Annotated in this window: 24 protein-coding genes; 19 read left to right on the top strand and 5 right to left on the bottom strand. The window is 70.8% G+C overall.

Annotated features, from left to right (window positions below; all coding sequences use genetic code 11):
• Window positions 1–2: 2 nt before the first annotated feature.
• Window positions 3–848 carry an EamA family transporter gene (locus OZN99_RS02310; protein WP_270933574.1) on the top strand — a complete coding sequence of 282 codons (846 nt, stop codon included), beginning with the start codon at window positions 3–5 and terminating at the stop codon, window positions 846–848.
• Here OZN99_RS02310 and OZN99_RS02315 read toward each other — a convergent pair.
• Entirely contained in the window at window positions 811–1,713 is a 903-nt protein-coding gene (locus tag OZN99_RS02315) for a LysR substrate-binding domain-containing protein (protein ID WP_270933551.1), read from the bottom strand. The genes OZN99_RS02310 and OZN99_RS02315 overlap by 38 nt on opposite strands.
• 116 nt (window positions 1,714–1,829) lie before the next feature.
• Here OZN99_RS02315 and OZN99_RS02320 point away from each other — a divergent pair, with 116 nt between their 5' ends.
• From OZN99_RS02320 to OZN99_RS02350, 7 genes are all read left to right on the top strand, one after another.
• Complete coding sequence (locus tag OZN99_RS02320; protein WP_270933552.1) at window positions 1,830–2,984, top strand: 2-aminoethylphosphonate--pyruvate transaminase; 1,155 nt, start codon at window positions 1,830–1,832, stop codon at window positions 2,982–2,984.
• A 13-nt stretch (window positions 2,985–2,997) separates the two neighbouring features.
• Window positions 2,998–4,254, top strand: coding sequence for a phosphonoacetate hydrolase (gene phnA, locus OZN99_RS02325; RefSeq protein WP_270933553.1), 1,257 nt, complete (start codon window positions 2,998–3,000; stop codon window positions 4,252–4,254).
• On the top strand, window positions 4,251–5,702 hold the full coding sequence (phnY, locus tag OZN99_RS02330; RefSeq protein WP_270933554.1) for a phosphonoacetaldehyde dehydrogenase: 1,452 nt from the start codon (window positions 4,251–4,253) through the stop codon (window positions 5,700–5,702). The genes phnA and phnY overlap by 4 nt, the downstream gene beginning before the upstream one ends.
• Window positions 5,703–5,738: 36 nt before the next feature.
• Window positions 5,739–6,767: a putative 2-aminoethylphosphonate ABC transporter substrate-binding protein gene (locus tag OZN99_RS02335; protein WP_270933555.1), complete on the top strand. Its 1,029-nt coding sequence runs from the start codon at window positions 5,739–5,741 to the stop codon at window positions 6,765–6,767.
• A 59-nt stretch (window positions 6,768–6,826) separates the two neighbouring features.
• Window positions 6,827–8,002, top strand: coding sequence for a putative 2-aminoethylphosphonate ABC transporter ATP-binding protein (locus OZN99_RS02340; protein ID WP_270933556.1), 1,176 nt, complete (start codon window positions 6,827–6,829; stop codon window positions 8,000–8,002).
• The gene (locus OZN99_RS02345) at window positions 7,999–9,693 is read left to right on the top strand and encodes a putative 2-aminoethylphosphonate ABC transporter permease subunit (protein WP_270933557.1); all 1,695 of its coding nucleotides are present in this window, start codon (window positions 7,999–8,001) and stop codon (window positions 9,691–9,693) included. The genes OZN99_RS02340 and OZN99_RS02345 overlap by 4 nt, the downstream gene beginning before the upstream one ends.
• Window positions 9,694–9,768: 75 nt before the next feature.
• Complete coding sequence (locus OZN99_RS02350) at window positions 9,769–10,737, top strand: tripartite tricarboxylate transporter substrate binding protein (RefSeq protein ID WP_270933558.1); 969 nt, start codon at window positions 9,769–9,771, stop codon at window positions 10,735–10,737.
• Window positions 10,738–10,972: 235 nt separating this feature from the next.
• Here OZN99_RS02350 and OZN99_RS02355 read toward each other — a convergent pair whose 3' ends face one another.
• Window positions 10,973–11,941: a LysR family transcriptional regulator gene (locus OZN99_RS02355; RefSeq protein WP_270933559.1), complete on the bottom strand. Its 969-nt coding sequence runs from the start codon at window positions 11,939–11,941 to the stop codon at window positions 10,973–10,975.
• Window positions 11,942–12,058: 117 nt separating this feature from the next.
• On the opposite strand from OZN99_RS02355, the gene OZN99_RS02360 reads away from it, so the two are divergent.
• The 6 genes from OZN99_RS02360 (at window position 12,059) to OZN99_RS02385 (ending at window position 18,078) form a co-directional block, all read left to right on the top strand.
• Window positions 12,059–13,192, top strand: a complete 1,134-nt coding sequence (locus OZN99_RS02360) for a CaiB/BaiF CoA transferase family protein (RefSeq protein ID WP_270933560.1) — start codon at window positions 12,059–12,061, stop codon at window positions 13,190–13,192.
• 66 nt (window positions 13,193–13,258) lie between these two features.
• The gene (locus tag OZN99_RS02365; protein WP_270933561.1) at window positions 13,259–14,581 is read left to right on the top strand and encodes an ABC transporter substrate-binding protein; all 1,323 of its coding nucleotides are present in this window, start codon (window positions 13,259–13,261) and stop codon (window positions 14,579–14,581) included.
• A 19-nt stretch (window positions 14,582–14,600) separates the two neighbouring features.
• Window positions 14,601–15,536: a branched-chain amino acid ABC transporter permease gene (locus OZN99_RS02370; protein ID WP_270933562.1), complete on the top strand. Its 936-nt coding sequence runs from the start codon at window positions 14,601–14,603 to the stop codon at window positions 15,534–15,536.
• Window positions 15,537–15,687: 151 nt separating this feature from the next.
• The gene (locus OZN99_RS02375) at window positions 15,688–16,632 is read left to right on the top strand and encodes a branched-chain amino acid ABC transporter permease (protein WP_270933563.1); all 945 of its coding nucleotides are present in this window, start codon (window positions 15,688–15,690) and stop codon (window positions 16,630–16,632) included.
• Window positions 16,629–17,408 (top strand): ABC transporter ATP-binding protein, encoded by a 780-nt coding sequence (locus tag OZN99_RS02380; protein WP_270933564.1) that lies wholly within the window; start codon window positions 16,629–16,631, stop codon window positions 17,406–17,408. The genes OZN99_RS02375 and OZN99_RS02380 overlap by 4 nt, the downstream gene beginning before the upstream one ends.
• Entirely contained in the window at window positions 17,401–18,078 is a 678-nt protein-coding gene (locus OZN99_RS02385; RefSeq protein WP_270933565.1) for an ABC transporter ATP-binding protein, read from the top strand. Before OZN99_RS02380 ends, OZN99_RS02385 begins: the two co-directional genes overlap by 8 nt.
• A 115-nt stretch (window positions 18,079–18,193) precedes the next feature.
• On the opposite strand, the gene OZN99_RS02390 is transcribed toward OZN99_RS02385, so the two are convergent.
• The 3 genes from OZN99_RS02390 to OZN99_RS02400 are packed head-to-tail and all read right to left on the bottom strand — an operon-like array spanning window position 18,194 to window position 20,753.
• Complete coding sequence (locus OZN99_RS02390; RefSeq protein ID WP_270933566.1) at window positions 18,194–18,505, bottom strand: DUF4387 domain-containing protein; 312 nt, start codon at window positions 18,503–18,505, stop codon at window positions 18,194–18,196.
• Window positions 18,505–19,869 carry an acyclic terpene utilization AtuA family protein gene (locus OZN99_RS02395; protein ID WP_270933567.1) on the bottom strand — a complete coding sequence of 455 codons (1,365 nt, stop codon included), beginning with the start codon at window positions 19,867–19,869 and terminating at the stop codon, window positions 18,505–18,507. The genes OZN99_RS02390 and OZN99_RS02395 overlap by 1 nt, the downstream gene beginning before the upstream one ends.
• 26 nt (window positions 19,870–19,895) lie before the next feature.
• Window positions 19,896–20,753: a MurR/RpiR family transcriptional regulator gene (locus OZN99_RS02400; RefSeq protein WP_270933568.1), complete on the bottom strand. Its 858-nt coding sequence runs from the start codon at window positions 20,751–20,753 to the stop codon at window positions 19,896–19,898.
• Window positions 20,754–20,926: 173 nt separating this feature from the next.
• Here OZN99_RS02400 and OZN99_RS02405 point away from each other — a divergent pair, with 173 nt between their 5' ends.
• The 5 genes from OZN99_RS02405 to OZN99_RS02425 form a co-directional block, all read left to right on the top strand.
• Window positions 20,927–22,486, top strand: coding sequence for an ABC transporter substrate-binding protein (locus tag OZN99_RS02405; protein WP_270933569.1), 1,560 nt, complete (start codon window positions 20,927–20,929; stop codon window positions 22,484–22,486).
• Window positions 22,483–23,490 (top strand): ABC transporter permease, encoded by a 1,008-nt coding sequence (locus OZN99_RS02410; protein WP_270933570.1) that lies wholly within the window; start codon window positions 22,483–22,485, stop codon window positions 23,488–23,490. The genes OZN99_RS02405 and OZN99_RS02410 overlap by 4 nt, the downstream gene beginning before the upstream one ends.
• On the top strand, window positions 23,487–24,383 hold the full coding sequence (locus tag OZN99_RS02415; protein ID WP_270933571.1) for an ABC transporter permease: 897 nt from the start codon (window positions 23,487–23,489) through the stop codon (window positions 24,381–24,383). The genes OZN99_RS02410 and OZN99_RS02415 overlap by 4 nt, the downstream gene beginning before the upstream one ends.
• On the top strand, window positions 24,380–25,348 hold the full coding sequence (locus OZN99_RS02420; RefSeq protein ID WP_270933572.1) for an ABC transporter ATP-binding protein: 969 nt from the start codon (window positions 24,380–24,382) through the stop codon (window positions 25,346–25,348). Before OZN99_RS02415 ends, OZN99_RS02420 begins: the two co-directional genes overlap by 4 nt.
• On the top strand, window positions 25,345–26,236 hold an 892-nt coding region (locus tag OZN99_RS02425; protein WP_270933573.1), incomplete at its 3' end, for an ABC transporter ATP-binding protein. The genes OZN99_RS02420 and OZN99_RS02425, both read left to right, overlap by 4 nt.

Below are 26,236 nucleotides of genomic sequence, written 5' to 3' on the forward strand. Positions count from 1 at the left end.
GCATGGACCCGACCGTCTTCGCCGCGGTGCTGGCCGCGGCGGTGGCGCATGCGGGCTGGAACGCGCTGGCGAAGCGCGCGCTCGATCCAGTGCTGGGCGTGACGCTGATCGTGGTGCTGGCCGGCGTCGTCGCGCTGCCCTTCCTGCCGGTGGTCGGGCTGCCCGCCGCAGCGTCGCTGCCCTTCGTCGCGGCCTCCGTCGCGCTGCATTTCGGCTATAACTTGGTGCTCGCGGAGGCCTACAGGACGGGCGGGCTCGGGCTGGTCTATCCCATCGCGCGCGGCGCGGCGCCGGCCATCGTGGCGCTGGCCGGCGCGGTGCTGTTCGACGAGGTGCCCGGCGCGGGCGGGATCGCGGGCGTCGCGCTCATCGTCGCCGGCGTGGCTGCCATGTCGGTGCGGCGTCCCGCCGACCTGCTCCATGCGGACCGGCGCGCCGTCGGCTTCGCGCTCGCGACGGCCGGCTTCATCGCGTCCTACACGCTGGTGGACGGGCAGGGATCGAGGCTGTCCGGCAATCCGCACGGCTATGCCGTGCTGCTCTTCGTCATCGACGGGCTGGTCACGGCCTGCTTCCTGGCCGCCCGGCGCGGCCTGGCGCCGTTCCGCGTGGCGCCGCGCACGCTCGGCCCGGCGCTGTTCGGCGCGGCGATGCAGCTGATGGGCTACTGGATCGTGATCTGGGCGATGGCCTCCGCGCCCATCGCGCTGGTCGCCGCGCTGCGCGAGACAAGCGTGCTGTTCGCGGCGATCCTGGCGGTGGTGGTGCTGCGAGAGCCGATCGCGCCGTTCCGCCTTGTCGCGGCGGGCGTCATCCTGGCGGGCGCGCTGCTGATCCGCCTGGGCTGAGCGCCGGGGCGACGCCGGCGGCCAGGAAGGCGCGCACCAGCGGAAGCCGCCGGCGCTCCTCCAGGCAGACCACGTACTCGGCCACAGCCAGGTCGGCATCCGCCACCAGCACGCGGGCGAGGCCGGGCTGCGCCGGCAGTTCCGCCTCGAAGCTCACGCCGATGCCGAAGCCGGCCAGCACCGCCTCGCGCACGGCCTCGCGGCTCTGCACCTCGAGCAGCGCGCGCGGGCGGATGCCGGCCTCGGACAGGCGGGCCTCGAAGACCTCCCGCGTGATGGAGCCGCGTTCGCGGATGACCAGGTCCTGGGCGGCGAGCGCGGCGATCGGCACGCTGCCGGCACGGGCCATCGCATGGTCGTCGCGCACAAACAGCACCAGCCGGTCGGCCCGCAGCAGCCGGCTGTGCAGTCGCGGGTCGGAGCTGCGGCGCGCCGTCACCGCCACATCGGCATGATGGTCCAGCACGCGGCCGATGACGTCAGACGAATTGCCGATAGCGAGCGAGAAGGTCAGGCCCTCGTGCCGTTCCCGGATGCGCGCCAGGATGGGCATGACATGGGATGCGCTGTCGGCGGCGATGCGCAGGTGCCCGCGCGTCAGCGTCGCCGCACCCGCCAGCAGCGCCCGCGCCTCCTCCTCCGCCGCGAGGAGCCGTGCGGTGATGGCGTGCAGGCTCTGGCCGAGCGGCGTGAGCCGTGCGCCACGGCCGCGCCGGTCGAACAGCGCGACGCCATAGGTGGCTTCCAGACCCTTCACCTGGGCCGAGAGCGTCGGCTGGCTGACGCTGCCCGCACGGGCAGCGGCGGAGAAGGATCCGGCCTCAGCCACCTGGTGGAAGGCGCGCAGCGCCGTCGCGATGCCCATCCCAGGAGGCTCCCCATCCCATAGATCAGTTCTATGTCGCGCATCGAAACAGAATATTGGACCGATAGGAAGCGGCCGAGCAGACTGTCGCACCGTTCAGTCCGGAGGGTCCTGTCATGACCGCCTCGCCCGCCGCGCACCGCGCTGCCTCCGAAACCGGCGACCCCTTCCTGCTCACCCCGGGCCCGCTGACCACCTCGCGCAGCGTGAAAGCCGTGATGGTGCATGACTGGGGCTCGCGCGACGCCGAGTTCCTGCGCATCAACCGGGAGGTCCTCGACCGACTGCCGGCCATCGCGCACGCCGCGGCGACGCATGTGACCGTGCCTGTCCAGGGATCCGGGACCTTCGCGGTGGAGGCGATGCTGACCAGCCTGGTGCCGCCGGATGGCGAGGTGCTGGTGCTGATCAACGGCGCCTATGGCCATCGCGCCAAGCGCATCCTGGAGATCGCCCGCCGTCGCACCGTGGTGCACGAGACCTCGGAGGACACCCCGCCCGACCTGGCCGCGGTGGAGCGGATCCTCGCCGCGACGCCCTCGATCACGCATGTCTTCGCGGTGCATTGCGAGACCACCTCCGGCATCCTCAACCCGGTCGCGGAGATCGGCGCGCTGGCCGCGCGGCACGGCAAGTCCTTCCTGCTGGATTCCATGTCGGCCTTCGGCGCCCTGCCGCTGGACGCCAACGCCGTGCATGCGGACGCCATCGCCGCATCCTCGAACAAGTGCATCGAAGGCGTCCCGGGCCTGGGCTTCGTGCTGTGCCGGCGCGACGTGCTGGCGGCGGCGAAGGGGAATGCGACGACGCTGGTGCTGGATCTGCACGACCAGTGGCAGGCCTTCGAGAAGACCGGCCAGTACCGCTTCACGCCGCCGATTCACGTCATCGTGGCCTTCCACCAGGCGCTGGAGGAGTTCCTGGCGGAAGGCGGACAGCCCGGCCGCCATGCGCGCTACGCCGGCAACTGCAAGGTGCTGGTGGACGGGATGCGCGCGCTGGGCTTCCGCACGCTGCTGCCGGATGCCCTTCAGGCGCCGATCATCGTCACCTTCCACATGCCCAAGGACCCGCGCTTCGTCTTCCAGCGCTTCTACGACTCACTGAAGGACCGAGGCTACGTGATCTACCCGGGCAAGCTGACGGTCGCCGACAGTTTCCGCATCGGCTGCATCGGACGCCTGCATCGCGAGCAGATGGAAGGCGCGCTGGCCGCCATACGCGAGGCGCTGGCGGAGTTCGGCATGGCCGACGCCGCGATGGCCGCCTGAGGGAGACGCTGCCATGAACTTCCATCGCCGCCTCGGTGCCGTCGAGGCGAATGGCCGCACCTACAGGATCCCGACGACGCCGACCGTGGTGGTCTGCGTGGACGGATCGGAGCCCGGCTACATCGAGGCCGCGATCGCCGCAGGCGTCGCGCCGAACCTGGCACGGATCATGCAAAGCGGCACGAGCACAACGGCCCTGTCCGCGATGCCGAGCTTCACCAACCCGAACAACATCTCCATCATCACCGGGCGCCCGCCTGCCGTGCACGGCATCGCCGGCAACTACTTCTACGACCCGGCGACGGGCGAGGAAGTCATGATGAACGACCCGCGCTTCCTGCGCGTCGGCACCATCATGAAGGCCCTGCAGGATGGCGGAGCGAAGGTCGCGGTGGTGACGGCCAAGGACAAGCTGCGCGCACTGCTCGGCTTCGGCCTGGACTATGGCGCCGGAACCGCTGTCGCCTTCTCCTCCGAGAAGGCGGACAAGGTCAGCCTGGAGACGAACGGCATCGCGGATGCGCTCGCCCTGACCGGCATGCCGGTGCCCGACGTCTATTCGGCCGAGCTCTCGGAATTCGTCCTGGCAGCGGGGGGCCGGCTGCTGGAGACGATGCGGCCGGACGTCATGTACCTCTCGACCACCGACTACGTGCAGCACAAGGCCGCGCCCGGCTCCGCGGTGGCGAACAGCTTCTACGCGATGCTCGACCGCCATGTCGGCCGGCTGGATGACGCGGGCGCGGTGGTGGTGCTGACGGCGGACCACGGCATGAACGACAAGCACCTGCCGGACGGCTCCCCGGACGTGCTCTACCTGCAGGACCTGTTCGACACCTGGACCGGCGAAGGAGCCTCGCGCGTCATCCTGCCGATCACCGATCCCTATGTCGTGCACCACGGGGCGCTGGGCTCCTTCGCCACCGTCTACCTGCCGGCCGGCGCCGACGTCGGCGCGCTGATCGGCCGGCTGCGCGCGCAAGAGGGCGTGGATGTCGCGCTGGACAAGGCCGAGGCCTGCGCGCGCTTCGAACTGCCGCCCGATCGGATCGGCGACATCGTCGTGGTCTCCACCCGCCACAAGGCACTCGGCACCAGCCGCGACCGGCACGACCTGTCCGGCCTGACGGAGCCTCTGCGCTCCCATGGCGGCCTGACGGAGCAGGTGGTGCCGATGATCGCGAACCGCAGGGTCGCCTTCCGGGACGGCCATGTATTGCGCAACTTCGACGTCTTCGACGTCGCGCTGAACCTGGTGCAGCCGTCGTGAACGTGCAGGCCAAGCCCCCCCTCCGCCGCGAGGCGATGCGCATCGCCGGCCGCAAGGTGACGACCGACGAGACGGTGGAGGTGTTCAACCCCTGGAACGGCCAGCTGGTGGGCACGGTCCCCGCCGCGCGGCCCGAGCATGTGCGGGATGCCTTCGCCCGGGCGCGCGCCTTCACGCCGAAGCTGACACGCTACGAGCGGCAGCAGATCCTGCTGCGCACGGCGGAGGCGCTGCGCGACCGGAAGGAGGAGTTCGCCCGCCTCATCACGGCCGAATCCGGCCTGTGCTGGAAGGACTCGCTCTACGAGGCGAGCCGCGCCTACGACGTCTATTCCTTCGCCGCGCAGCTCGCGATCCTCGACGACGGGGAGACCTATGCGTGCGACATCAGCCCGATGGGCAAGCGTCGCAAGATCTTCACGATGCGCGTGCCGCTCTCCGGCGTAATTTCCGCCATCACGCCCTTCAACCACCCCCTGAACATGGTCAGCCACAAGCTTGCGCCGGCGATCGCCACGAACAACCGCGTGGTGCTGAAGCCGACGGAGCTGACGCCCCTGACCGCGCTCGCGCTGGCCGATGTGCTGTACGAGGCCGGGCTGCCGCCGGAGATGCTCTCGGTCGTCACCGGGAACCCGGCCAGCATGGGCGATGCGATGATCACCGACCCCGATGCGGAGCTGATCACCTTCACGGGCTCCGTGCGCGTCGGGAAATACATCGCCGCGAAGGCCGGCTACCGGCGCGTCGTGCTGGAGCTCGGCGGCAACGACCCGCTGATCGTCATGGAGGATGCCGACCTCGACAAGGCGGCGGAGCTGGCGGTGCAGGGCGCGACCAAGAACTCCGGCCAGCGCTGCACGGCGGTGAAGCGCATCCTGGTGGTCGAGAGCGTGGCCGAGGAGTTCTCCCGCCTCGTGCTGGTCAAGGCGCGCAAGCTCGTCGCCGGCGATCCCATGGACCCGACGGTCGATGTCGGCACCGTCATCCACGAACGCGCGGCCAGCGAGTTCGAACGCCGCGTGAACGACGCGGTGGCGCAGGGCGCGCGGCTGCTGCACGGCAACGACCGCCGGGGCGCGCTCTATCCGCCGACCGTGGTGGACCACGTCCCGCACGACGCGGAGCTGGTGCGGGAGGAGACCTTCGGCCCGGTGATCCCCATCCTGCGCTGCCCGAACGACATCGCGGAGGTGATCCGCATCTCGAACTCGACCGCCTACGGCCTGTCCTCCGGCGTCTGCACGAACCGACTCGACTACGTGACGCGTTTCGTGAACGAATTGGAGGTCGGCACCGTGAATGTCTGGGAGGTGCCGGGCTATCGCATCGAGATGTCGCCGTTCGGCGGCGTGAAGGACTCCGGCCTCGGGCACAAGGAGGGCGTGGTGGAGGCAATGAAGAGCTTCACCACGATCCGCACCTACTCGCTGCCCTGGCCGGCGTAGCAGGACAGGCAGAACGACAACGGAGGGGCTTCGACGATGAGGCGTTGGCTGCTGGCGGCGGGGGCGGCTCTGGCCCTCGCATTCGGGTCCGGGACTGCGGACGCGCAGACCCGCACGCGCGTGACGATCTACACGGCGCTCGAGAACGAGCAGCTCGCGCCCTTCAAGCAGGCGATCGAGGCCGCGGTGCCCGGCGTCGAGGTGGTGTGGGTACGCGATTCCACCGGCGTCATCACCGCCCGCATCCTGGCGGAGCGCGAGAACCCGCGAGCCGACATGATCATGGGCCTCGCCGCCTCCTCCCTGCTGCTGTTCGAGGGGATGAACCTGCTGGAGCCCTACACGCCCGCCGGCGCGGAGGCGCTGAAGCCCGCCTTCCGCGACACCACGCCGCCCGTGACCTGGACCGGCATGGACGCCTTCCTCGGCGTGATCTGCTACAACACCGTGGAAGGCCGCCGCGCCAACACCACCGCACCGACCAGCTGGCGCGACCTGACGCGGCCGGAGTTCCGCGGTCGGCTGGTCATGCCGCATCCTGCCTCCTCCGGCACGGGCTACCTGATGGTGGCCATGTGGCTGCAGATGATGGGCGAGGAGCAGGGCTGGCGCTTCATGGACGCGCTGCACGAGAACATGGCCGTCTACACCCATTCCGGCTCCGCCCCCTGCGTGCAGGCCGCGCGCGGGGAGCGCGTGGCCGGCATCTCGCTCGACATGCGCGGCGCGCGGGAGCGCACCCAGGGCGCGCCGATCGAGGTCATCATCCCCGCCGAGGGCACGGGCTGGGACATGGAGGCGGTCTCCATCGTGCGCGGCACGCGCAACCTCGACGCGGCGCGTCGCATCGCCGACTGGGCGGCCACGCGCGGCGCCAACGAGCTGTACAGCAGGTTCTACGCGGTCGTCGCCTTCCCCGGCGTGACCAACACGCCGCCCAACTACCCCGCCAATGCCGAGGAGCGGATGTTCCGCAACGACTTCACCTGGATGGCGCAGAACCGGGAGCGCATCCTGGCCGAGTGGTCGCGCCGCTACGAATCCAAGGCGGCGCCGCGCAACTGAGGCGACCAGGGGCGCGGGTCCGCCGGGCCCGCGCCTCCGCTTGGCGACAGGGGGCTCCGATGACGACCGCGTTCCGCTTCGAGCCGCCGGCGGGCGAGATGCCTGCCGCGGCCGGCCGCACGGCCGCCCCAGCCTTCCTGCGGGTGCGCAGCCTGACTCGCCGCTTCGGCAGTTTCACCGCGCTCGACCGCATCGACCTGGAGGTCGCGCGCGGGGAGTTCGTCTGCTTCCTGGGCCCTTCTGGCTGCGGCAAGACCACGCTGCTGCGGACCATCGCCGGCCTCGACCGCCAGGACGAGGGCAGCATCGAGATCGGCGGCCGCGACGTCTCCACCGCACCGCCCGCCGACCGCGACTTCGGTATCGTGTTCCAGTCCTACGCGCTGTTCCCGAACCTGACCGTCACCGACAATGTCGGCTACGGCCTGGTGAACCGTCGGATGCCGCGCGCCGCCATCGCCGCCCGCGTCGCGGAACTGCTGCGGCTGGTCGGACTGCCGGACCAGGGCAGGAAGTTTCCCGTGCAGCTCTCCGGCGGGCAGCAGCAGCGTGTGGCGCTGGCCCGCGCACTTGCGACCTCGCCGGGCCTGCTGCTGCTCGACGAGCCGCTCTCCGCCCTGGATGCGCGCGTCCGGCTTCACCTGCGCGAGGAAATCCGGGCCCTCCAGCGCCGCCTCGGCGTCACCACCATCATGGTCACCCACGACCAGGAGGAGGCGCTGGCGATGGCCGACCGCATCGTGGTGATGAACCACGGCGTGATCGAGCAGATCGGCACGCCGGAGGAGATCTACCGCCGCCCGGCCAGCGCCTTCGTCGCGGACTTCGTCGGCACGATGACCTTCTTCGAGGCGACCGCCGCCGGCCCCGGCCAGGTGCGCGTCGGCACGCGCGGCCTGCGCGTGGATGCCGGCGCGACAGGCTTTCCCGCCGACGGCACGCCCCTGCGCCTCGGCCTGAGGCCGGAGGAGGTACGGATTCGCGGCGTGACGACGGGCGACGACAACGCCTTCGAGGCGTTGGTCGAGGACTTGGAGTTCCTGGGTCCCTTCTGCCGCGCCCGCCTGTCCGCGCGCGACGCGCCGGGCTTCGAACTGCTTGCGGATTTCTCGGCCAACCTGATGCGCGACCTCGACATCGCCTGCGGCGCCGTACTGCGCATCGCGCTGCCGCCGGGCTCGCTGCGCGTCTTTCCGCGGCGCGATGACCGGGGCGGCAACGGGGCACCGGCATGAGTGCCACAACCGTCACGGCCGCCCCCCCGCGCCGGCTGCTGACGGAGGAGCGCGTCGCGACCGGGCTGGTCGGTCTGCTGTGCCTGCTGCTGCTGCTGGCGATCGCGCTGCCGCTCTGGGCGCTGCTGTCCAAGAGCTTCCTGGACGACCAGGGTCGGTTCGTCGGCCTGGCGAACTACGCGCGGTATTTCGCGACGCCGGTGCTGGTGCAGTCGCTGCTCAACAGCCTGTTCGTGGCGACCCTGGCGACGACCATCGTCATCCCCCTTGCCTTCCTCTACGCCTATGCGCTGACGCGCAGCCGCATGCCGGCCAAGGGCCTGTTCTACGCGCTGGCGTTGCTGCCGATCTTCGCGCCCTCGCTGCTGCCTGCCCTGTCGCTCGTCTATATCTTCGGCAACCAGGGATTCCTGAAGGATCTCCTGTTCGGTGCCTCGATCTACGGCCCGATCGGCATCGTGATGGCCCAGGTATTCTACTGCTTGCCCCACGCGACGATGATCCTCGTCGCGGCGCTCGGCCTGGCCGACGGGCGGCTCTACGAGGCAGCGAAGTCCCTCGGCACGACACGCTGGCGCATGTTCCGCACGGTCACGCTGCCGGGCGCGCAATACGGCCTGGTCTCGGCGGCGGTCGTGGTGTTCACGCTGGTGATCACCGATTTCGGCATCGCAAAGGTGATCGGCGGGCAGTTCAACGTGCTGGCCACGGACGCGTACAAGCAGGTGGTGGGCCAGCAGAACTTCGCCATGGGCGCAGTCGTGGGCATGGTGCTTCTGGTTCCGGCCGTGCTCGCCTTCTTCGTGGACCGCCTGCTGCGCCGCCGGCAGGTGGCACTGCTCTCAGCGCGCGCGGTGCCCTATGCCCCGCAGCCGGAACGCCGGCGCGACCTGCTGCTGCTGGGCTACTGCATCCTGGTCGGCGGCCTCGTGGCCGCCGTGCTCGGCGTCGCGGTCTGGGCCTCCTTCATCCGCTACTGGCCCTACAACCTGTCGTTCACGCTGGCCAACTATGCCTTCGCGGAGTTCGACCCGGATGGCTGGCAGCCCTATCTCAACTCGCTCTGGGTGGCGGGGCTGACGGCCGCCATCGGCACCCCGCTGGTCTTTGTTGGCGCCTATCTGCTGGAGAAGACCAGGGCGGTGCCGCTCGGCCGGGCGTTGGCGCAGTTGCTTGCCATGCTGCCGATGGCGGTGCCGGGTATGGTGCTCGGCCTGGGCTACGTCTTCTTCTTCAACGCGCCGTGGAACCCGCTCGGCATCCTCTACGGCACCGTCGCCATCCTCGCGCTGAACTGCCTGGCGCATTTCTACACCGTCGCGCACATCACGGCGGTGACCGCGCTCAAGCAGATCGACGGCGAGTTCGAGGCGGTCTCGGCCTCCCTGCAGGTGCCCTTCTGGGTCACGCTGCGCCGGGTGACTGTGCCGATATGCCTGCCCGCCATCCTGGACATCGCAGTCTATCTGTTCGTCAACGCACTCACCACGGTCTCGGCCGTGATCTTCCTCTACGGGCCGGGCACGAAGCTGGCGTCGATCGCTATCGTGCACATGGACGAGGCCGGCGCGATCGCGGCAGCCGCGGCGATGGCGACCTGCATCGTCGCGACGGCGATCGGCGTGAAGCTGCTGCACCTGCTGCTCGACGCCGTGCTGTTCGGGCGGGCCCAACGCTGGCGCGCCAGGTAGGACCGGCCGGCCGATCAGGCTTGGCGTCGCCGCCGCCGGGCGACTACCCTCGTTGCGGACACGGGAGACCCGCGCATGATGATCCGGATCGGACGGCGCGCCGCTGGGCTGCTGGCACTCTCGGCGCTGCCGGCCCGGGCACAGGACGGCTTCCCGACGCGGCCGCTCAGCCTCATCGTCCCGCTGCCGCCGGGCGGAACCACGGACGCCATCAGCCGGGCCTTCGCCGCCCGCATGGCCGACAACCTCCGCCAGCCCGTGGTGATGGACAACCGGCCGGGCGCTGGGGCCAGCGTGGCCTACGCCCACGCCGCGCGCGTCACGCCGGACGGCTACACGCTGCTGATGGGCATCAACTCCCTCGCCGTGAACCCGGCGCTGCGGCAGGACCTGACCTACGCGCCGATGCGCGACTTCGCCGCTGTCTCGCTCGTGGCCCGCGGCGCCTTCGTGCTGGCCGTGCATCCGGACCTGCCGGCACGCAGCGTGGCGGAACTGGTCGCGCTGGCGAAGGCCAGCCCCGGGCGCCTCGACCAGGCCTCGACCGGCGTGGGCTCGCTGAACCATCTGGCGGGGGCACTGTTCCAGCGGCGCGCCGAGGTGACGTTCAATCACGTGCCGTACAGAGGCGGGGCGCAGGCCACCGCGGATGTCCTGGCCGGGCGGGTGCCGGTGATCTTCCTGGCGATCCTGGAGGCGCTGCCCTATGTGCGCGACGGCCGGCTGCGCGCCCTGGCCGTAACCTCGCCGGACCGCCTGGCGGTGCTGCCGGATGTGCCCACCATCGCCGAGTCCGGCCTCCCGGGCTATGCGGTGGAATTCTGGCAGGGGATCTTCGTGCCCGCCGCAACACCGCCCGCCGTCGTCGCGCGGCTGAACGCAGCCGCGCGCGCGGCCGCGAGTGATACGGCGCTGGTCCAGGACATGGCCGCCCGCGGCATCGCCATCGCCGCGTCATCGCCCGACGAGTTGCGCGCGCTTCTGTCGCGCGAGACGGGCGAGTGGGCGGAACTGGTCCGGGCCACCGGGATCACCGCCGATTAGGCGGCGAGCGGCCTGAGTGTGCACGCCGCAGGCGGGCACGCCAGGCCGTGGATCGCCGCCTAACCGCCAGCGCGATCCGCGTGGCGGCGCGCGGCGTCAGCCATCCGCGTTGATGCCGAGCTACAAGGCCGGCCGGCCCGCAGGGGTCCGATAGCCCAGCAGGCCCGCATCCGGCGCGGCCTAGCCTCGGCGGCGAGTTGTGGGCGGAGTATCTGGAGCGCTGCGACGCGCTCGGTCAGGTCGCCCTGTCGGAGTGACCAACGGGATAGTCGCCGGCGGCCCTGGCTTTCGGCGGAACCTCGCCGCGTCCGCGCAGGGCGAGCTGGATCGCGCGCTCGACGACCTCGCCGACGCGGCGCGCGCCCTGGCTCAGCGGACGATCGGCCGAGACGGCGAGCGCGATGGGCCGGCGCAGCACCGGCTCGACGATCCGGCGCGCGATCAGGCTGCCGTCGCGGATCTCCTCCCGCACGGCGGCGAAAGGGAGGATGGTGAACCGGTCGCCGTCGCGCACCAGCTCCTTCATGTGCACCAGGGATTCAATCTCAACCCCGACATGCAGCGCGACTCCGGCCTGGGCGACCGCCGCCTCGATGTGCTGGCGCAACCCGTGCTCGCGGCTCGGCAGCACGAGGGGCAGCGCGGCCAGTTCCGCCATCGGGATGGAGGCCCGATCCTCCTCATGGCCCAGGCGCGCGGCGATCAGGTAGAGATCCTCCGTCAGGATGGGCGAGATCTTCAGCCCCGGCGCGCCATCCACCTTGTAGAGCACGGCAAGGTCGATCCGGCCGGAGGCGAGCCACTCCTGCAGATAGCCGCTCATGCTCTCGACCACCCGCAGGCGGAGTCCAGGGAATCGACGGCTCACCTCGCGCACGATGGGCACGGTGAGATGCAGCGCGACCGTGGTCGGCAGCCCCAGCGCGACCTCCCCGACCGGATCCCCGGTGCGGGATCGCGCCTCCGTCCGTATCTGCTCGACCTGCCGGAGGATGGCCGCACCCTGACCGACCACCATCGTGCCGAGATCCGTGAGCCGTACGCCGAAGCTGCCACGCAGGAACAGCTCGCCGCCAAGCTCGAGTTCCAGTTCGCGCATCCGCTGGCTCAGCGAGGGCTGCGAAAGTCCCAGGACCCGCGCCGCGCGCGAGAAGCTGCCCTCCTCGGCGATCGCCTGGAGGTATCGGAGCTGCTTCAGGTCCATTATCGCTGTCTCGCTCCTCCCCGCTCCCTATAGGCTGCACCTATGGGGCTGTGCAACGCCGGCGCCTTCCGCCGTACTGACGTCCCATGCAAGCGTCCCCGGCGGGAGGAGGGTCCAATGACGGATCTGAGCGGCCTGCTCGTCGTCGCCGTGGAGCAGGCGGTCGCGGCGCCCTATTGCAGCTGCCGGCTGGCGGATGCCGGCGCGCGCGTCATCAAGGTGGAGCGCAGGGAAGGCGACTTCGCGCGCGGCTACGACCGGCACGTGAACGGCCAGAGCACCTATTTCGTCTGGCTCAATCGCGGAAAGGAGTCCCTCGCCCTCGACCTGAAGGCGCCGGACGACCAGGACCTGCTGCGGCGCATCGTCGCGCGCGCCGATGTCTTCCTGCAGAACCTGGCCCCGGGCGCCCTGGGGCGGCTCGGACTGGACTCCGCGACGCTGCGCGCACGGCATCCCCGGCTGATCACCTGCGACATCTCCGGCTATGGCGAGAGCGGGCCGTTCAGCGATCTCAAGGCCTATGACCTGCTGGTGCAGGCCGAGAGCGGCCTGTGCTCGGTGACCGGCGACGCCAACGGCCCGGCGCGGGTCGGCGTCTCGGTCTGCGACATCGCAGCCGGCATGAACGCGCATGCCGCGATCCTGCAGGCGCTGTACGCGCGCGAGCGGACGGGACAGGGCCGCGCCATCAAGGTATCGCTGTTTTCCGGCATGGCGGAATGGATGAACGTGCCATTCCTGCAGCGCCGCTACGGCGGTGAGATCCCGCCGCGGCCAGGGCTCGCCCATCCCTCCATCGCGCCCTATGGCGTGTTTCCGGTGCGCGACGGCCTGGTGCTGATCTCCATCCAGAACGAACGCGAATGGACGCGCTTCTGCGCCGAGGTGATGGGCGATCCCTCGCTGGCCACGGATCCGCTGTTCCACGACGGGCCTGCGCGGGTGCGCAATCGCGCCGACCTCGACGGGCGCATCGCGGCCTGCTTTGCCCAGCTCACGCTCGCCGAGGCTGCGTCCCGCCTGAAGGCGGCGGAGGTCGCCTTCGGGCGTCTCAACGACATCGACGGCCTGATCGCCCATCCGCAGCTGAGGAAGGTCGCCTACGACACGCCGCAGGGCATCGTCGAAGTGATCGCCCCGGCCGCCGAGATCGTGGGAGACGATGTCGCGTTGCGTCCCGTGCCGCAGGTGGACGCGCATGGCGCCGCGATCCGGGCCGAGTTCCGCGCGGAGGGTGCCGTCGCCTGAGACGCCGCGCCCAGCCGTTCAACAAGGCCGGACCAGAAGGCCGGCCGCTTCCGAGGGAGACCGCCCATGTCGTCATCGTTCCAGCTCGGCCGCCGCCAGGCGCTTGCCGCCGGCTTCGGCTCCGTCCTGCTGCCATCCGCGCTCTCGGCGCAGGCCCCGGCGCAGCGGCCGTCGGAGATCAAGATCGGCATCACCACCTTCCTCTCCGGCCCTGCCTCCGTGTTCGGCGTGCCGGGCCGCAACGCGGCCGAGATGCTGGCCGAGGAGATCAACCGGGAAGGCGGCATCGGCGGCGTGCCGGTGCGCCTCTTCTTCGTGGACGAGGCGCCCGGCATCGACCATCTGGTCGGCGAGTTCCGCCGCCTGGTGCAGAACGAGCGCGTGGACGTGATGTTCGCCTCGATCTCGTCGGGCTCCTGCCTGGCGTGCACGCCGCTCGGCGAGGAGCTGCGGAAGGTGACGCTGCTGTGGGACTGCGGGACGCAGCGCATCTTCGAGGAGCGGCGCTACCAGTATGCCTTCCGCACCCAGGCGAATGCGACGCCGGAGATCCTGGCGCCGCTGCTCTACCTGCTGAAGACGCGCCCGGACTTCCGGACCGTCGCCGTGCTGAACCAGGACTACGCCTGGGGTCGTGACAGCTGGGAGATCTGGAAGACCGCGATGGACGCGCTGAAGCCCGGCACGCGCGTGGTCGCCGAGCTGTTCCCGCGCTTCGGCGCCACCGACTTCTCGGCCGAGGTCACGCGCCTGCTGGCGCTGCGCCCCGACGTGATCCTCTCCACCAGCTGGGGCGGCGAGCTCGACACCTTCATCCGCCAGGCCGCAGAGCGGCGCCTCTTCGAGCGCTCGACCTTCGTGCTGCCGCTCGCCGAATCCTCGCTTGAGCGCGTCGGTCGCAGCCTGCCCGCCGGACACATCGTCGGCAGCCGCGGTGACCACTGGCACCAGCACCCGCGCCCGGCGAACCCGCAGGCCCTGCAGCGCTTCGTGGAAGGCTACCGCCGCCGCTACAACGCCTATCCGATCTACCCGACCTATCACATGGCGCAGGCCTTCAGCGCGCTCCGCGCGGCCCATGCGAAGGCGATGCAGGCGAATGGTGGCAACTGGCCATCCGACGCCCAGCTCGCAGCCGCCTTCCCCGGCCTGGAGTTCGAGACCCCGACCGCGCGCATGCGCATCCGGGAGGACGGCCAGGGGCTTGAGCCGCAGCTCATCGGCACCACCCTCCACAGCGACCGCTTCCCCTTCGCCGTGATGGACAACATGGTGGTCTTCCCGCCCGAGCTGGTGACGGCGCCGGTCGGCCAGAACAGCGTGGCCTGGCTGCGCACGCTGACGCCCGACATGGTGAACCGGGTCCCAGACCCGATCCGCGCCGGCTGATCCGGCAAGGCCGCTTCGCATGGGCGACTGGCTCGAACAGAACGGCGCGCTGCTCGGCCTCGCGCTGCTGGACGGAATCGCGAGCGCCGCGCTGATCTTCATGGTCGCCGTCGGGCTCAACCTGGTGTTCGGCGTGCTCCGCGTGCTGAACGTGGCGCATGGCAGCCTGTTCGCGATCGGCGCCTACGCGGCGGCCTCGATCGGTCTCTTCGCCGCCTCGGCGGGACTGCCTGGCTGGGCATCCCTGCTGGCGCTCCTGCTGGCCGCGATGCTGGTCGGGCTGGTGCTCGGCCCGCTGATCGAGCAGCTTCTGCTGAGACGGGTCTATGGCGAGGAGCCGGTGCTGCAGCTCCTCGTGACCTTCGCGCTCTTCATGATCCTGGAGGACGCGCAGAAGCTGGTCTGGGGGGTGCAGCCGGTCTCCTTCAGCGTGCCGGTTTCGTTGATGGGCACGGTGGACGTGCCCTTCGGCACCGATGTGATCCCCTACAACACCTATCAGGTCGTGCTGCTGCCGGCGGTGGCGGTCGTGACGCTGGTCGGGCTGGCGCTGTTCCTCCGCCGGACGCTGACCGGCCGCGTGATCCTGGCCGTCACGACGGACCGGGAGGCCGCGACCGCGATGGGCATCGACGCGCGGCGCGTCTACCTCCTCACCTTCACCTTCGGCGCCATGCTGGCCGCGCTGGGCGGCGCGCTGTCCACGCCGACGGCCTCGCTCGTGCCGGGGATCGGAGCGTCCACCATCGTGCTCTCCTTCGCCGTGGTCGCGACCGCCGGCCTCGGCCAGATCGAGGGCGCGGCGCTGACCGCGCTGATGATCGGCATCGGCCGCTCAGTCGCCGTCACCTTCGCGCCGGAGCTGGAGGTGGTGGTCCCCTACATCATCATGGTCGCGGTCCTGCTGGTGCGCCCGCAGGGCCTGTTCGGCGTGGTGGAGACAAGACGGGTATGAGATGCCCTCAGACGCCGGGCCCGGTCTCCGGCTGCGTCACGCCGAAGGCGTGCCCTCGGCATGACGCTTCGCGCAAGCCACGGCCGCACTGGCAGAAGAGGCCGTCTGTGCGCGGGCCGCGCTTGCGGCCTCGGCCCGCGGAGCTTGCCGCATGACCCTTCCCCGCATCGAGCTGCTGCTCGCCCTGCTCGGCGCCGCGGCAATGGTCCTCGCCGCCATGGCCACGCCGTGGATGAAGTTCGTGCTGACCATCGCGCTGGCGAAGGGCATCGCGGTGCTCGGCATCATGCTGCTGCTGCGCGCCGGCCAGGTCAGCTTCGGGCACGCGCTCTACGTGGCACTCGGCGCCTATGCGGTCGCGTTCCTGGCACCTGCCTTGCCCGACGCGGCGCTGCTGCTGCCGGCGGCGGCCCTCGTCACGACCATCGCCGGTACCATCATCGGCCTCTTCGTCTCGCGCTACCGCGAGATCTTTTTCGGCATGCTCAACCTGGCCCTGAGCATGGTGTTCTATTCGATGCTGGAGAAGTTCTACCACTATACGAAGGGCACGGACGGGATCCGCGTGCCATCGCTCGGAGTCGCCGGGCTGCAGCTGGACCGCGTGACCTACGAATGGACGGTGTTCGGCACGGCGCTCGCGCTCGCCTTCTGCTTCGGCCTGTTCGCTCGCGTCTACCTCGCCTCGCCGATGGGCCAAGCGCTGGCCGCGATCAAGACGCGGGAGACGCGGCTCGACTTCATGGGCGTGTCGTCGCGCAACGTGCTGCTGGCCGCCTATGTGCTCTCGGCCATGATGGCCGGCTGCGCCGGGGCGCTGATCGCGATGACCAGCCGGCACGTCACGCCGCTGCTGTCCTACTGGACAGCATCCGGCGAGTTGGTCTTCATCGCGATCCTCGGCGGGGCCGGCGGCGTGCTTGGTCCGTTCCTCGGCGCCGTCGCCTACGAGCTTGTCCGGGTCTATGCCGCGGCGACGGTGGCCGACATGTGGCAGATGATCCTGGGCGCCGTACTGCTCCTGGTCATCCTGTTCGCCCGCGGTGGCATCTGGGGCCTGGTCTCCGTCCGCCTGCAGCGGAGGCGCACGGCATGAAGGCGCTTCTTCAAGCCCGGGGCCTGCGGCTGGCGTTCGGCGGCGTGAAGGCCGCCGACGGGATCGACCTCGACGTGATGGAGGGCGAGTTCCTCGCCATCATCGGCCCGAACGGCGCGGGCAAGACCACCTTCATCAACATGACCACCGGCTACCTTCGGCCGCAGGGCGGCACCATTACCTATGACGGCACGGAGATCACCGGCCGCCGCCCCCGCGAGATCGTCCGCCGCGGCATCGCGCGATCCTTCCAGTTGCCGCAGCTCTTCTCCGAGCACACGGTTGAGGAGAACGCCGCGCTCGCGATCGCCGCGCGGGAAGGGATCTGGTCGCCCCTCGCGCCGCTGCTCCGCCCCGCCTGGCAGGAGGAGGCGCGCGAACTGCTCGGTCGCTTCGGCCTGCTGCCCCTGGCCGGCCAACGCGCCGACGCGCTGAACGAGGGCACCCGCAAGCTTGCCGACATCGCCATGGCCGTCGCGCTGAAGCCGCGCCTGCTGCTGATGGACGAGCCCACCAGCGGCGTCGCGGCCTCGGAGAAGATGGCAGTCGTGGAAACGCTGGCACGCGTGCTGCGCGACGCCCGCGTCACCGCCGTCTTCGTCGAGCACGACATGGACGTGGTGGAACGCTTCGCGGACCGCGTCGCCGTCTGGTCGCAGGGGAAGATCGCCGCCCTGGGCCCGCCGGCACGGATCCTGGCGGACCCGGCGGTGCAGCGCGACGTGATCGGCATCGAACGTCCAGCCACACCAGGCGGAGTCGCCGCCCATGCTTGAGCTGCGGTCGGTCATGGTGGACATCGCCGGCGCGCCGGTGCTGCGCGGGGTCTCGATGACGCTGCCGCCCGGTGGCCGCGTCGCGCTGATCGGCCGCAACGGCGCGGGCAAGACCACGACGCTGCGCGCGCTGATGGGCCTGCTGGCGCTGCGCGGCGGCCGCGTACTGATCGGCGGCGAGGACGCCACCTCCGTCCCGGCACATCACCGCCCGCGGCTCGGCATCGGCTATGCGCCGGAGGAACGTCGCCTGTTCGGCCAGTTCAGCGTGCGGCAGAATCTGCTGCTGCCGGTCGAGGTGCTGGGCCTGCCGAGGACGGAGATCGCGCGGCGGCTGGAGGCGGTCTTCACCTTCCTGCCGGAACTTGCCACTCTCGCGGACCGCCGGGCGGCGGGCCTGTCCGGGGGCCAGGGCAAGATGGTGGCGCTCGGCCGCGCGTTGATGGTCGGCACCCGTGCGGTGCTGCTCGACGAGCCTTTCCAGGGTCTCGCCCCGGCGCTGGCGCTCCGCTACGCTGAGGCGCTGCGCGGGCTGCACGCCTCCTTCCCCGATGTCGCGCTGCTGGTGACCGAAAGCAACCCGCAGCTGCTGACCCCGCTGGTCGACTCGACCTACGTCATCGAGCGGGGCGAAATCGCGCATGACACCGCGCTGGGCGCACCCGCCTGAATGACCAGCGCCCGCGGCCGCTGCGTGCACGCTTGCTGCAACGGATGCGACTGCCGCAGGCAGAGCCAGCTACGGGCTGGGGGCGGTCCTGCGTCCCAGGGCCGACCAGGGCGGCTCAGGGCACCTCCACGTCCACGAGCGGGCCGTAGAACTGGCAGCCGAGCGTGTCCCAGTCGCCGGGGCTGCCGCTCGGCCGCTCTCGGTAGATCGTGAACTTGATGGCGTTCGCGAGCTCGAACTGCACATGGTCCGAGATCCGCTCGGGCGCGATGCGGTAGATGCGTGCCACCGCCTCGCGGCTCAGCACGCCGCTCTCGACCACGCGGCGATAGGCGTCCCGCGTCGGGAAGATCACATCGAAGGTCACCTGGTTGACGCCCGCGTTCTTGCTGCGGATCGTCTTCGCGAGCTCGTGCAGCCTGGGCATCACACGCCGGCCTCCGCGACATGGGTGGGGAAGAGCTCCAGAGGGTCACGCACCGTCATCGTGTGGTTCACATTCCAGACGAAGCCGGGCGAGGAGCGCATGGTCTGCTTGGTGCAGGCAGCAAGCCCGCTCGAGCCCTTGGATCCCGGGATGCGCGCGAGGAAGAACATGCGCGTGGCGAAGTCCACCAGCTTGTGCGCGACCGTCTCGGTCTGCGCCAAGCCCTCCACCACGATGCAGACCTCGTGCGGGACCACATCGCGCCGCGGCTCAAGGTCCTTCAGCACGCCGTCGCGGCCGAAGACATGGTAGTGCAGTTCGTAGGGCACGTCGCGGAAGGTGCGGGCGGACGCGCTGCGCGACCATTCGATGGCGGCATCCAGGTGCCGGATAACGTGCGGATCGCGGATCGCCGCGATGCCCATGTACCGCTCGCCCACCTTCCGGGCACCTTCGAGCTTCACGGTCGGTGGATCATCGGGCACGAAGCGCGCACCGGTGATACGGGTGGAGCGCTCGTCCACTTCCTCGTAGCGGCACTCCCGCATGTCCAGCACGCCGCCGAGCGTATGCTCGAAGAAGGGCGTCTCCCGCTCGTACATGGAATGGCCCGCCGCGGACGCGACGGTCACGCGCTGACCCGGATGGTAGGCCGTGATCACGATATCCTCGTCGGAGATCGTGCCGATGATGGCCTCCTTGCCCATGAAGGGCTCGGCGACCAGCGAAGCGCACTCGATCATCTTCCCCATGTGATAGGCCAGCGCCGGCGGATAGCCCGCACGGATGCAGGGGGCGGCGGTGAAGCAGACATCCCCGCAGCGCCCGCCGACGATGACGTCGCAGCCAGCGTCCAGCAGCTTGATGAACGGCTCCACGCCCGCCACCGCGACGATGCGTGTCGCGCGCTCCGCCTCCTCCATCGTGAGCTCCGGGAAGCCGCCCAGGCCCGGTATCCGCTCCCCGGAGGCCAGCCGCGCGGCGATTACGCCGCGTGGCACTTCGGAGTAGAACCAGCCGATTCGGAACTTCGGGATGCGGTGCCGCGCCGCGATTTCCCGAAGCTGCCGGACCGTCTCGTCCACGCCGTGGTTCGAGCCGGAATCCCCCGCGCTGCCGATGATCAGCGGGATGCCACGCGCACGCGACGCAGTGAGGAACAGCTCCAGCTCGTCCTCGACGAACTGACCCAGCACGCTGTTGTTACCGAGATAGACCGGCCCGGGATCCGAGCTGCCTCCATCCGCCACGAGGTAGTCGGGATTGGTGGCGATGGCCGCCGCGAAGCTATCCGCGCCGGAGGGCGCGGTGCCGAGATGCCCGGTCGAGATCATGATCCGCATCGTGCGGCGCGTGCCCGCCATGCCCGGTCTCCCCCGACTCGTCGCCGTCACGGCGGCTGGAAATAGGATTGCGCCTCGGCGGTCGCCTCGAAGGCCTGCAGGGCGGCCATCGTCGCCTGGCGGTCGGCGGCGGCGACCTCCTCCACCAGCGCGTTCAGCAGGACCAGCGGCGCCGCGTGATAGGCGACGAAGGAGCCGGATTCGGCCGGCGCATGCAGCCCGATCTCTCCCTTCAGCGCCGAGAACGGGCTGTCGGTGACGACGATGCGCGTCACCCCGAGCCGGCCGGCGAGTTCCAGCAGCCGGACCTTGGCGCGCAGGTAGCGCGGGAAGCCTATCACCACGACGACGTCGCGCCGGTCCATGCGGCTGAGCCGGTCCGTGGCCTCGGTATCGGCGGCCAGCGACCGCGCGGGATCGAGGCCGAGCTTGTCGAGCGCGAACCAGAGATGGAAGGCCAGCGGCGCCGCGCCGCGCGCGCCCACCACCAGGATCCGCCGCGCGCGCCGCAACGCCGCAGCCGCCTGTCGCACCGCCGCGGCGTCCACGGTCCCCCGCAGGTGGGCGAGGTTGTCGAGTTCCTCGGCCAGCACGCGCTCCAGCGTGCCGCCGCGCTGCGGCCGCTGCCGTTCGAGCAGGTGGAAGCGCTCCGTCCCCTTGAGGTCGGCGCGCACGATGCGTCGGATCTCCTTCTGCAGCGCCGGATAGCCGCTGAAGCCGAGCGCGTTGGCCAGCCGGACCACCGTCGCCTCGCTCACGCCCGCGGCGCGGGCCAGGTCCGCCACCGTCGAGAAGGCGACGGACTGGTAGTTGGCCAGCACGTGGCGGGCCAGCGCCCGCTGGCTCGGCGGCAGCTCCGCCTCCCGGGCCGCGAGCAGGCGGACCAGCGGCACCGCTCCGCTCACCGCGCCTCTCCCGCCATCGTGCTCGACCACCCTCCGGGCATGCTGAAAGATCCGTTTCAGAAGCTTGGCGCGCGGAAGCAAATCATGTCAACATCGTCCCTGGCCGGGCGAAGGGAGCCCGCTTTCGCGCTGCCGGACCCGAGGATCTGCCCTGGGATTGGGAGGTGGAACGGATGAGCTTCACGCGCCGTGGTGCCCTCCTGGGTGCGCTTGCAGCACCCGCCGTCATCGGCCTGCCGCGCGCGGCACCCGCGCAGCGCGCCGCGCGCGAGGTGCGCGTCGGCTTCACGCAGGACGCTCTGACGCTCGACCCCGCCAACCACCGCAACCGCGAGACGCAGACTGTCATCCGCAACATCTATGACGGCTTGATGGCGCGCAGCCCGGACATGCAGGTGGTGCCGGAGATCGCAGAGAGCATGCGCGTCGTGGACGCGGCCACCTACGAGTTCCGCATCCGCCAGGGCATCCGCTTCCACTCCGGCGATCCGCTGACGGTGGAGGACGTGAAGTTCAGCCTCGACCGGCTCACGCGGCCCAACGCCATGGGCGGCCAGACCAGCCCCCGGCGCGACCTGCTCGGCCCGCTCGAGGAGACGTCGATCCTCGACGAGCGCACGGTCCGGCTCCGCCTCTCGCAGCCCTGGGCGCCGATGGTCGGCATCCTTCCCGCGCAGGAGATCGTCAACCGCCGCCATGTCGCGCGCGTCGGGCAGGACGGCATGCAGACCCGCACCGATGGCTGCGGCCCCTTCCGCCTGGTGGACTGGCGGCGCGGGGAGGCGGTGATCATGGAGCGCTTCGCCGACTACTACGGTGGCTCGCCCGAGATCCCCCCCGCCGGCCCGGCCCAGGTGGACCGCGTGATCTTCCGCGTCCTGCCGGAGAACGCCACCCGCATCGCCGCATTGCTGGCCGGCGAGGTGGACATCGTCAACGATCTGCCGCCGTCCGCTCTGCGGCAGGTCGAAGCAAGCCGCAACGCGCAGGTGATGCGCGTGAACGGCACGCGCAGCTTCTTCGTCTCGATGAACGTCGCGAAGCCGCCCTTCACCGACGTCCGGGTGCGCCGCGCGCTGAACCATGCGCTAGACAAGGCGGCGATCATCTCGCGCGTGCTCGGCGGCACCGCCACCCCGCTCCGCGGCGTGATGAGCCCCGACAGCTTCGCCTTCAACCCGGACCTGCCCGAATATCGCCTCGACCTCGACCGCGCCCGCGCGCTGCTGGCCGAGGCCGGCGTACCCCAGGGGTTCGAGATGGTGATCGACACCACTGGCGCGACTCGCGAGGTGGCGGAGGCGATCGCCGCCCTCCTCTCCCGCACCGGGCTCAGGGTGCGCACCCAGATGTGGGAAGGCGCGGTGATCAATCCCACATGGATGAACGCCGAGCGTCGGCGCGAGCGCGACATGTATCTCTCCTCCTGGGGGAATGCGTCGCTCGATCCCTCCGACATCATGCTGCCCACGCTGCGGACTGGCGGACGAGGCAACAGCTCCGGCTTCTCGAACGCCGAGGTGGACCGGTTGCTCGACGCCGCCGAGGTCGAGCCCGATCAGGCCCGCCGGCGCGAGATGTACCAGCGCGCCCAGCGCATCGTCAGCGAAGAGGCGCCCTGGATCTTCCTGTGGCTGCCACAGGACCTTTACGGCGTCTCCCGCCGCATCGAGGGCTGGCGCCCGCAGGCCGACAGCCGCATCAACCTCCACAGGGTTCGGATCGTCGGGTGAGCTTCCCGCGCGTCCTCGAGCGCTTGGTCCAGCTGCCGGTCGTGCTGTTCGGCGTCAGCCTCGTCGTCTTCCTGATGATAACGCTGACGCCGGGCGACCCGGTGGAGATCATGCTCGCCGACCAGCGCGCGACGGAGGAGCAGGCGGCGATGCTGCGCGCCGATCTCGGCCTCGATCGGCCGCTGGTCGAGCGCTACCTGGTCTTCCTGGGCAACGCGGTGACGGGCGATTTCGGCCTGTCCTTCTTCCACCGCCGGCCGGTGATCGAGGTGATCGCGGAGCGCCTGCCCGCCACGATCGAGCTCACCCTCGTCGCCCTGCTGATCGCCCTGCTCGTCGCCGTGCCGCTCGGCGTCGCGGCCGCGGTGCGGCGGGATTCCTGGCTGGACCGCGGCCTGTCGGCGCTGTCGCTGTTCGGCGTCTCGCTGCCTGGCTTCTGGTTCGGCATCCTGCTCATCCTGCTCTTCGCCGTGCAGCTCGGCCTGCTGCCGGTCGGCGGCCGCATTCCCTTCGACGCCGAGGTGCCACGCCTGACGGGCTTCCTGCTGCTGGACACGCTCGCGGCCGGGCGGCCGGACGCCTTCCTCCGCGCGCTGAGCCACCTCCTGCTGCCCGCCGTCACCCTCGGCCTGCCGGCCGCGGCGCTGCTTGCCCGCGTCATACGCAGCTCGATGGTGGAAGTGCTTGCCGCCGACTACGTGCTCTTCGCCGAGGCGAAGGGCCTGCCGCGCCGCCGCGTGCTGTACGTGCATGCGCTGAAGAACGCGCTCATCCCGGCGGTCACGGTACTGGCGATCGAGATGGGCCAGCTCCTCGGCGGCAGCATGATCGTGGAGACGGTGTTCGGCTGGCCGGGGCTCGGCCGGGTGGTGGTGGAGAGCATCTTCGCGCGCAACTACCCGCTCGTGCAGGCGGCCGTGCTGCTGTACGCGGTGATCTACGTGCTGCTGAACTTCTGCGCCGACCTGCTGTATGCGGCCCTCAATCCGAAGGTGCGTCTGTGAGCGCGGTCGCGGCGCCGCTTCCCGCCCTCTCGCCCACCGGGCTCGCGCTGCGGCGGTTGCTGCGCAACGGCACCGCCGTGGCTTCCGGCGCCGTCGTGCTCGGCGTCGCGCTGCTTGCGGTGCTGGCGCCCTGGATCGCGCCGCAGGATCCCACAGATGCGGACCTGTTCCGCCGCCTTTGCGCCCCGGCCTGGCACGGCGAGACGGTCGAGCCGGGCTTCTGGCTCGGCTGCGACAGCCTGGGCCGCGATATCCTCTCCCGGCTGATCCATGGCGCGAGGGTCTCGCTCTCGGTCGCCGCGCTGGTGGTGGGGATCGCCGCGGTGATCGGCACGCTGGCCGGCCTTGCAGCAGGCTACCTGCGCGGCTGGACCGACATCCTCGTCTCACGCCTCGTGGATACACTGCTCGGCTTCCCCTACCTCGTCTTCGCGATCGGACTGATGGCGATGATGGGCCCCGGCCTGCACAACATCGTCCTCGCCCTGGTCCTGAAGGAGTGGATCTTCACCTGCCGCGTGGTGCGCGGCGAGACGCTGGCGGCTCGCGAGCAGGACTACGTGGAGGCGGCGCGCGCGCTCGGCTGCTCGCCGCGCCACATCATGCTGCGCGAGATCCTGCCGAACGTCCTCTCCCCCGTCCTCGTCGTCGCGACCTTCCGCATGGCCTACGTCATCATCATGGAGGCGTCGCTCTCCTTCCTCGGCCTCGGCGTGCAGCCGCCCACGCCCTCCTGGGGCTCGATGGTATCGGACGGGCGGGACTTCCTGGTCGATGCGTGGTGGGTCTCCACCCTGCCGGGGCTCTGCATCCTGGCACTGGTGCTCTCCATCAACCTTGCCAGCCAGGGGCTGCGCGACGCCTTCGACCCGCGCCTGCACCAGTCGTCGTGAGGGAACCGCTGCTCCGGGTGCGCAACCTGCGCACGGTGTTCCCGACGCGCCGCGGCCCGCTCGCCGCGGCCGACGGGGTGGATTTCGACATCGCCGCTGGCGAGGCGCTCGGCGTCGTCGGAGAGAGCGGCTCGGGCAAGTCCGTCACCTTCCTCTCCGTGCTGGGCCTGGTGCGCCCGCCGGGTCGCATCGAGGCCGGCGAGATCGAGCTGGACGGCCAGGACCTGCGCACCCTCCCTCCTGCCGCGCTGCGCAGCCTGCGCGGCCGCACCGTGGCGCTGGCGATGCAGGACGCGCTCTCGGCGCTCAACCCCTCGCTCGCCATCGGCACGCAGGTCACCGAAACGCTGCGCGCCCACGCCATCCCGGTGGATCCGCGCACCGAGGCGGTGCGGCTGCTCACCCGCGTCGGCATCCCCGATGCGGCCCGGCGGCTCGGCGACTATCCGCACCAGTTCTCGGGCGGGATGCGCCAGCGCGCCATGATCGCGATCGCGCTCGCCGCCCGCCCGCGCCTGCTCGTCGCCGACGAGCCGACAACCGCGCTGGACGTGACCATCCGCGCGCAGGTGCTCGACCTGCTCGACGAGCTTCGCGCCGAGAGCGGCCTGGCGGTCGCGATGATCACCCACGACCTCGCGGTGGTGGCGGAGCGCTGCCCGCGCGTGATGGTCATGTATGCCGGTCAGGTGGTGGAGAGCGGGCCGACCGCCGAGGTCATCGCCCACCCGCGCCACCCCTACACGCGCGGCCTGACCGAGAGCCTGCCCAGCCTCGACGATCCCGACCGTGTCCTGCATCCGATCCCCGGCCAGGTCCCCGACCTCGCCGCGCTCGATGCCGGCTGCCGTTTCCGCAACCGCTGCGTCATGGCCGTGGCGGGCTGCGCGCAGCCCGTGCCGCTGCTGCCGGCCGGCGAGGGCCGCCTTTCGCGCTGCATCCGCGCCGCGGAGGTCACGCCGTGACCCCGCTCGTCGAAGCACGCGGCGTCAGCAAGCACTATGCCGTCGCGCACGGCCTCGGCGAGCGGCTGCTGCGCCGCCCGCCCCGGCTGCTGCGCGCCGTGGAGGGCGTGGACCTCGCCGTGGACCGCGGCGAGACGCTCGGGCTGATCGGGGAGAGCGGCTGCGGGAAGTCCACGCTGGGGCGCCTGCTGCTGCGCCTGCTCGAGCCAAGCGCCGGCGCCATCCGCTTCGACGGCCAGGATATCGCCGCGCTGCCGGACGCGGCGCTGCGGCCGCTTCGGCGACGGATGCAGATCATCTTCCAGGATCCCTACGCCTCGCTGAACCCGCGGCGCACGGTGCGCGAGATCGTGGGCCTGCCGCTGGTGCTGCACGAGGGTCTGCGCGGCGCCGCCGCCGATGCCCGGGTCGGCGCGATGCTCGACCGCGTGGGCCTGGCGCGCGCCCATCTCGACCGCTATCCGCACCAGTTCTCGGGCGGGCAGCGGCAGCGCATCGGGATCGCCCGCGCGCTGATCCTACGCCCCGACTTCGTGGTCTGCGACGAGCCGGTGTCGGCCCTCGACGTCTCCGTGCAGGCGCAAGTGCTGGCGCTGCTGCGGGAGCTCCGGGACGAGATGCGCCTCGCCCTTCTCTTCATCTCGCACGACCTCGCGGTCGTGGCGCATCTCGCGCGACGTATAGCGGTGATGTATCTCGGCCGCATCGTGGAGGAAGGGCCGCGCGACGCGGTGCTCCGTCGTCCCGCCCATCCGTACACGCGCGCGCTGCTCGCCGCGGTGCCGCGAATCGCCACGCCGGCGGCGCGCGCCCCCACGGTCGCGGGCGACCTGCCGTCCCCGGTGTCGCCCCCGCCCGGCTGCGCCTTCCATCCCCGCTGCCCGGACG

Source organism: Falsiroseomonas oryzae (assembly GCF_027856955.1).
GTDB classification, from domain to species: Bacteria; Pseudomonadota; Alphaproteobacteria; order Acetobacterales; family Acetobacteraceae; genus Falsiroseomonas; species Falsiroseomonas oryzae.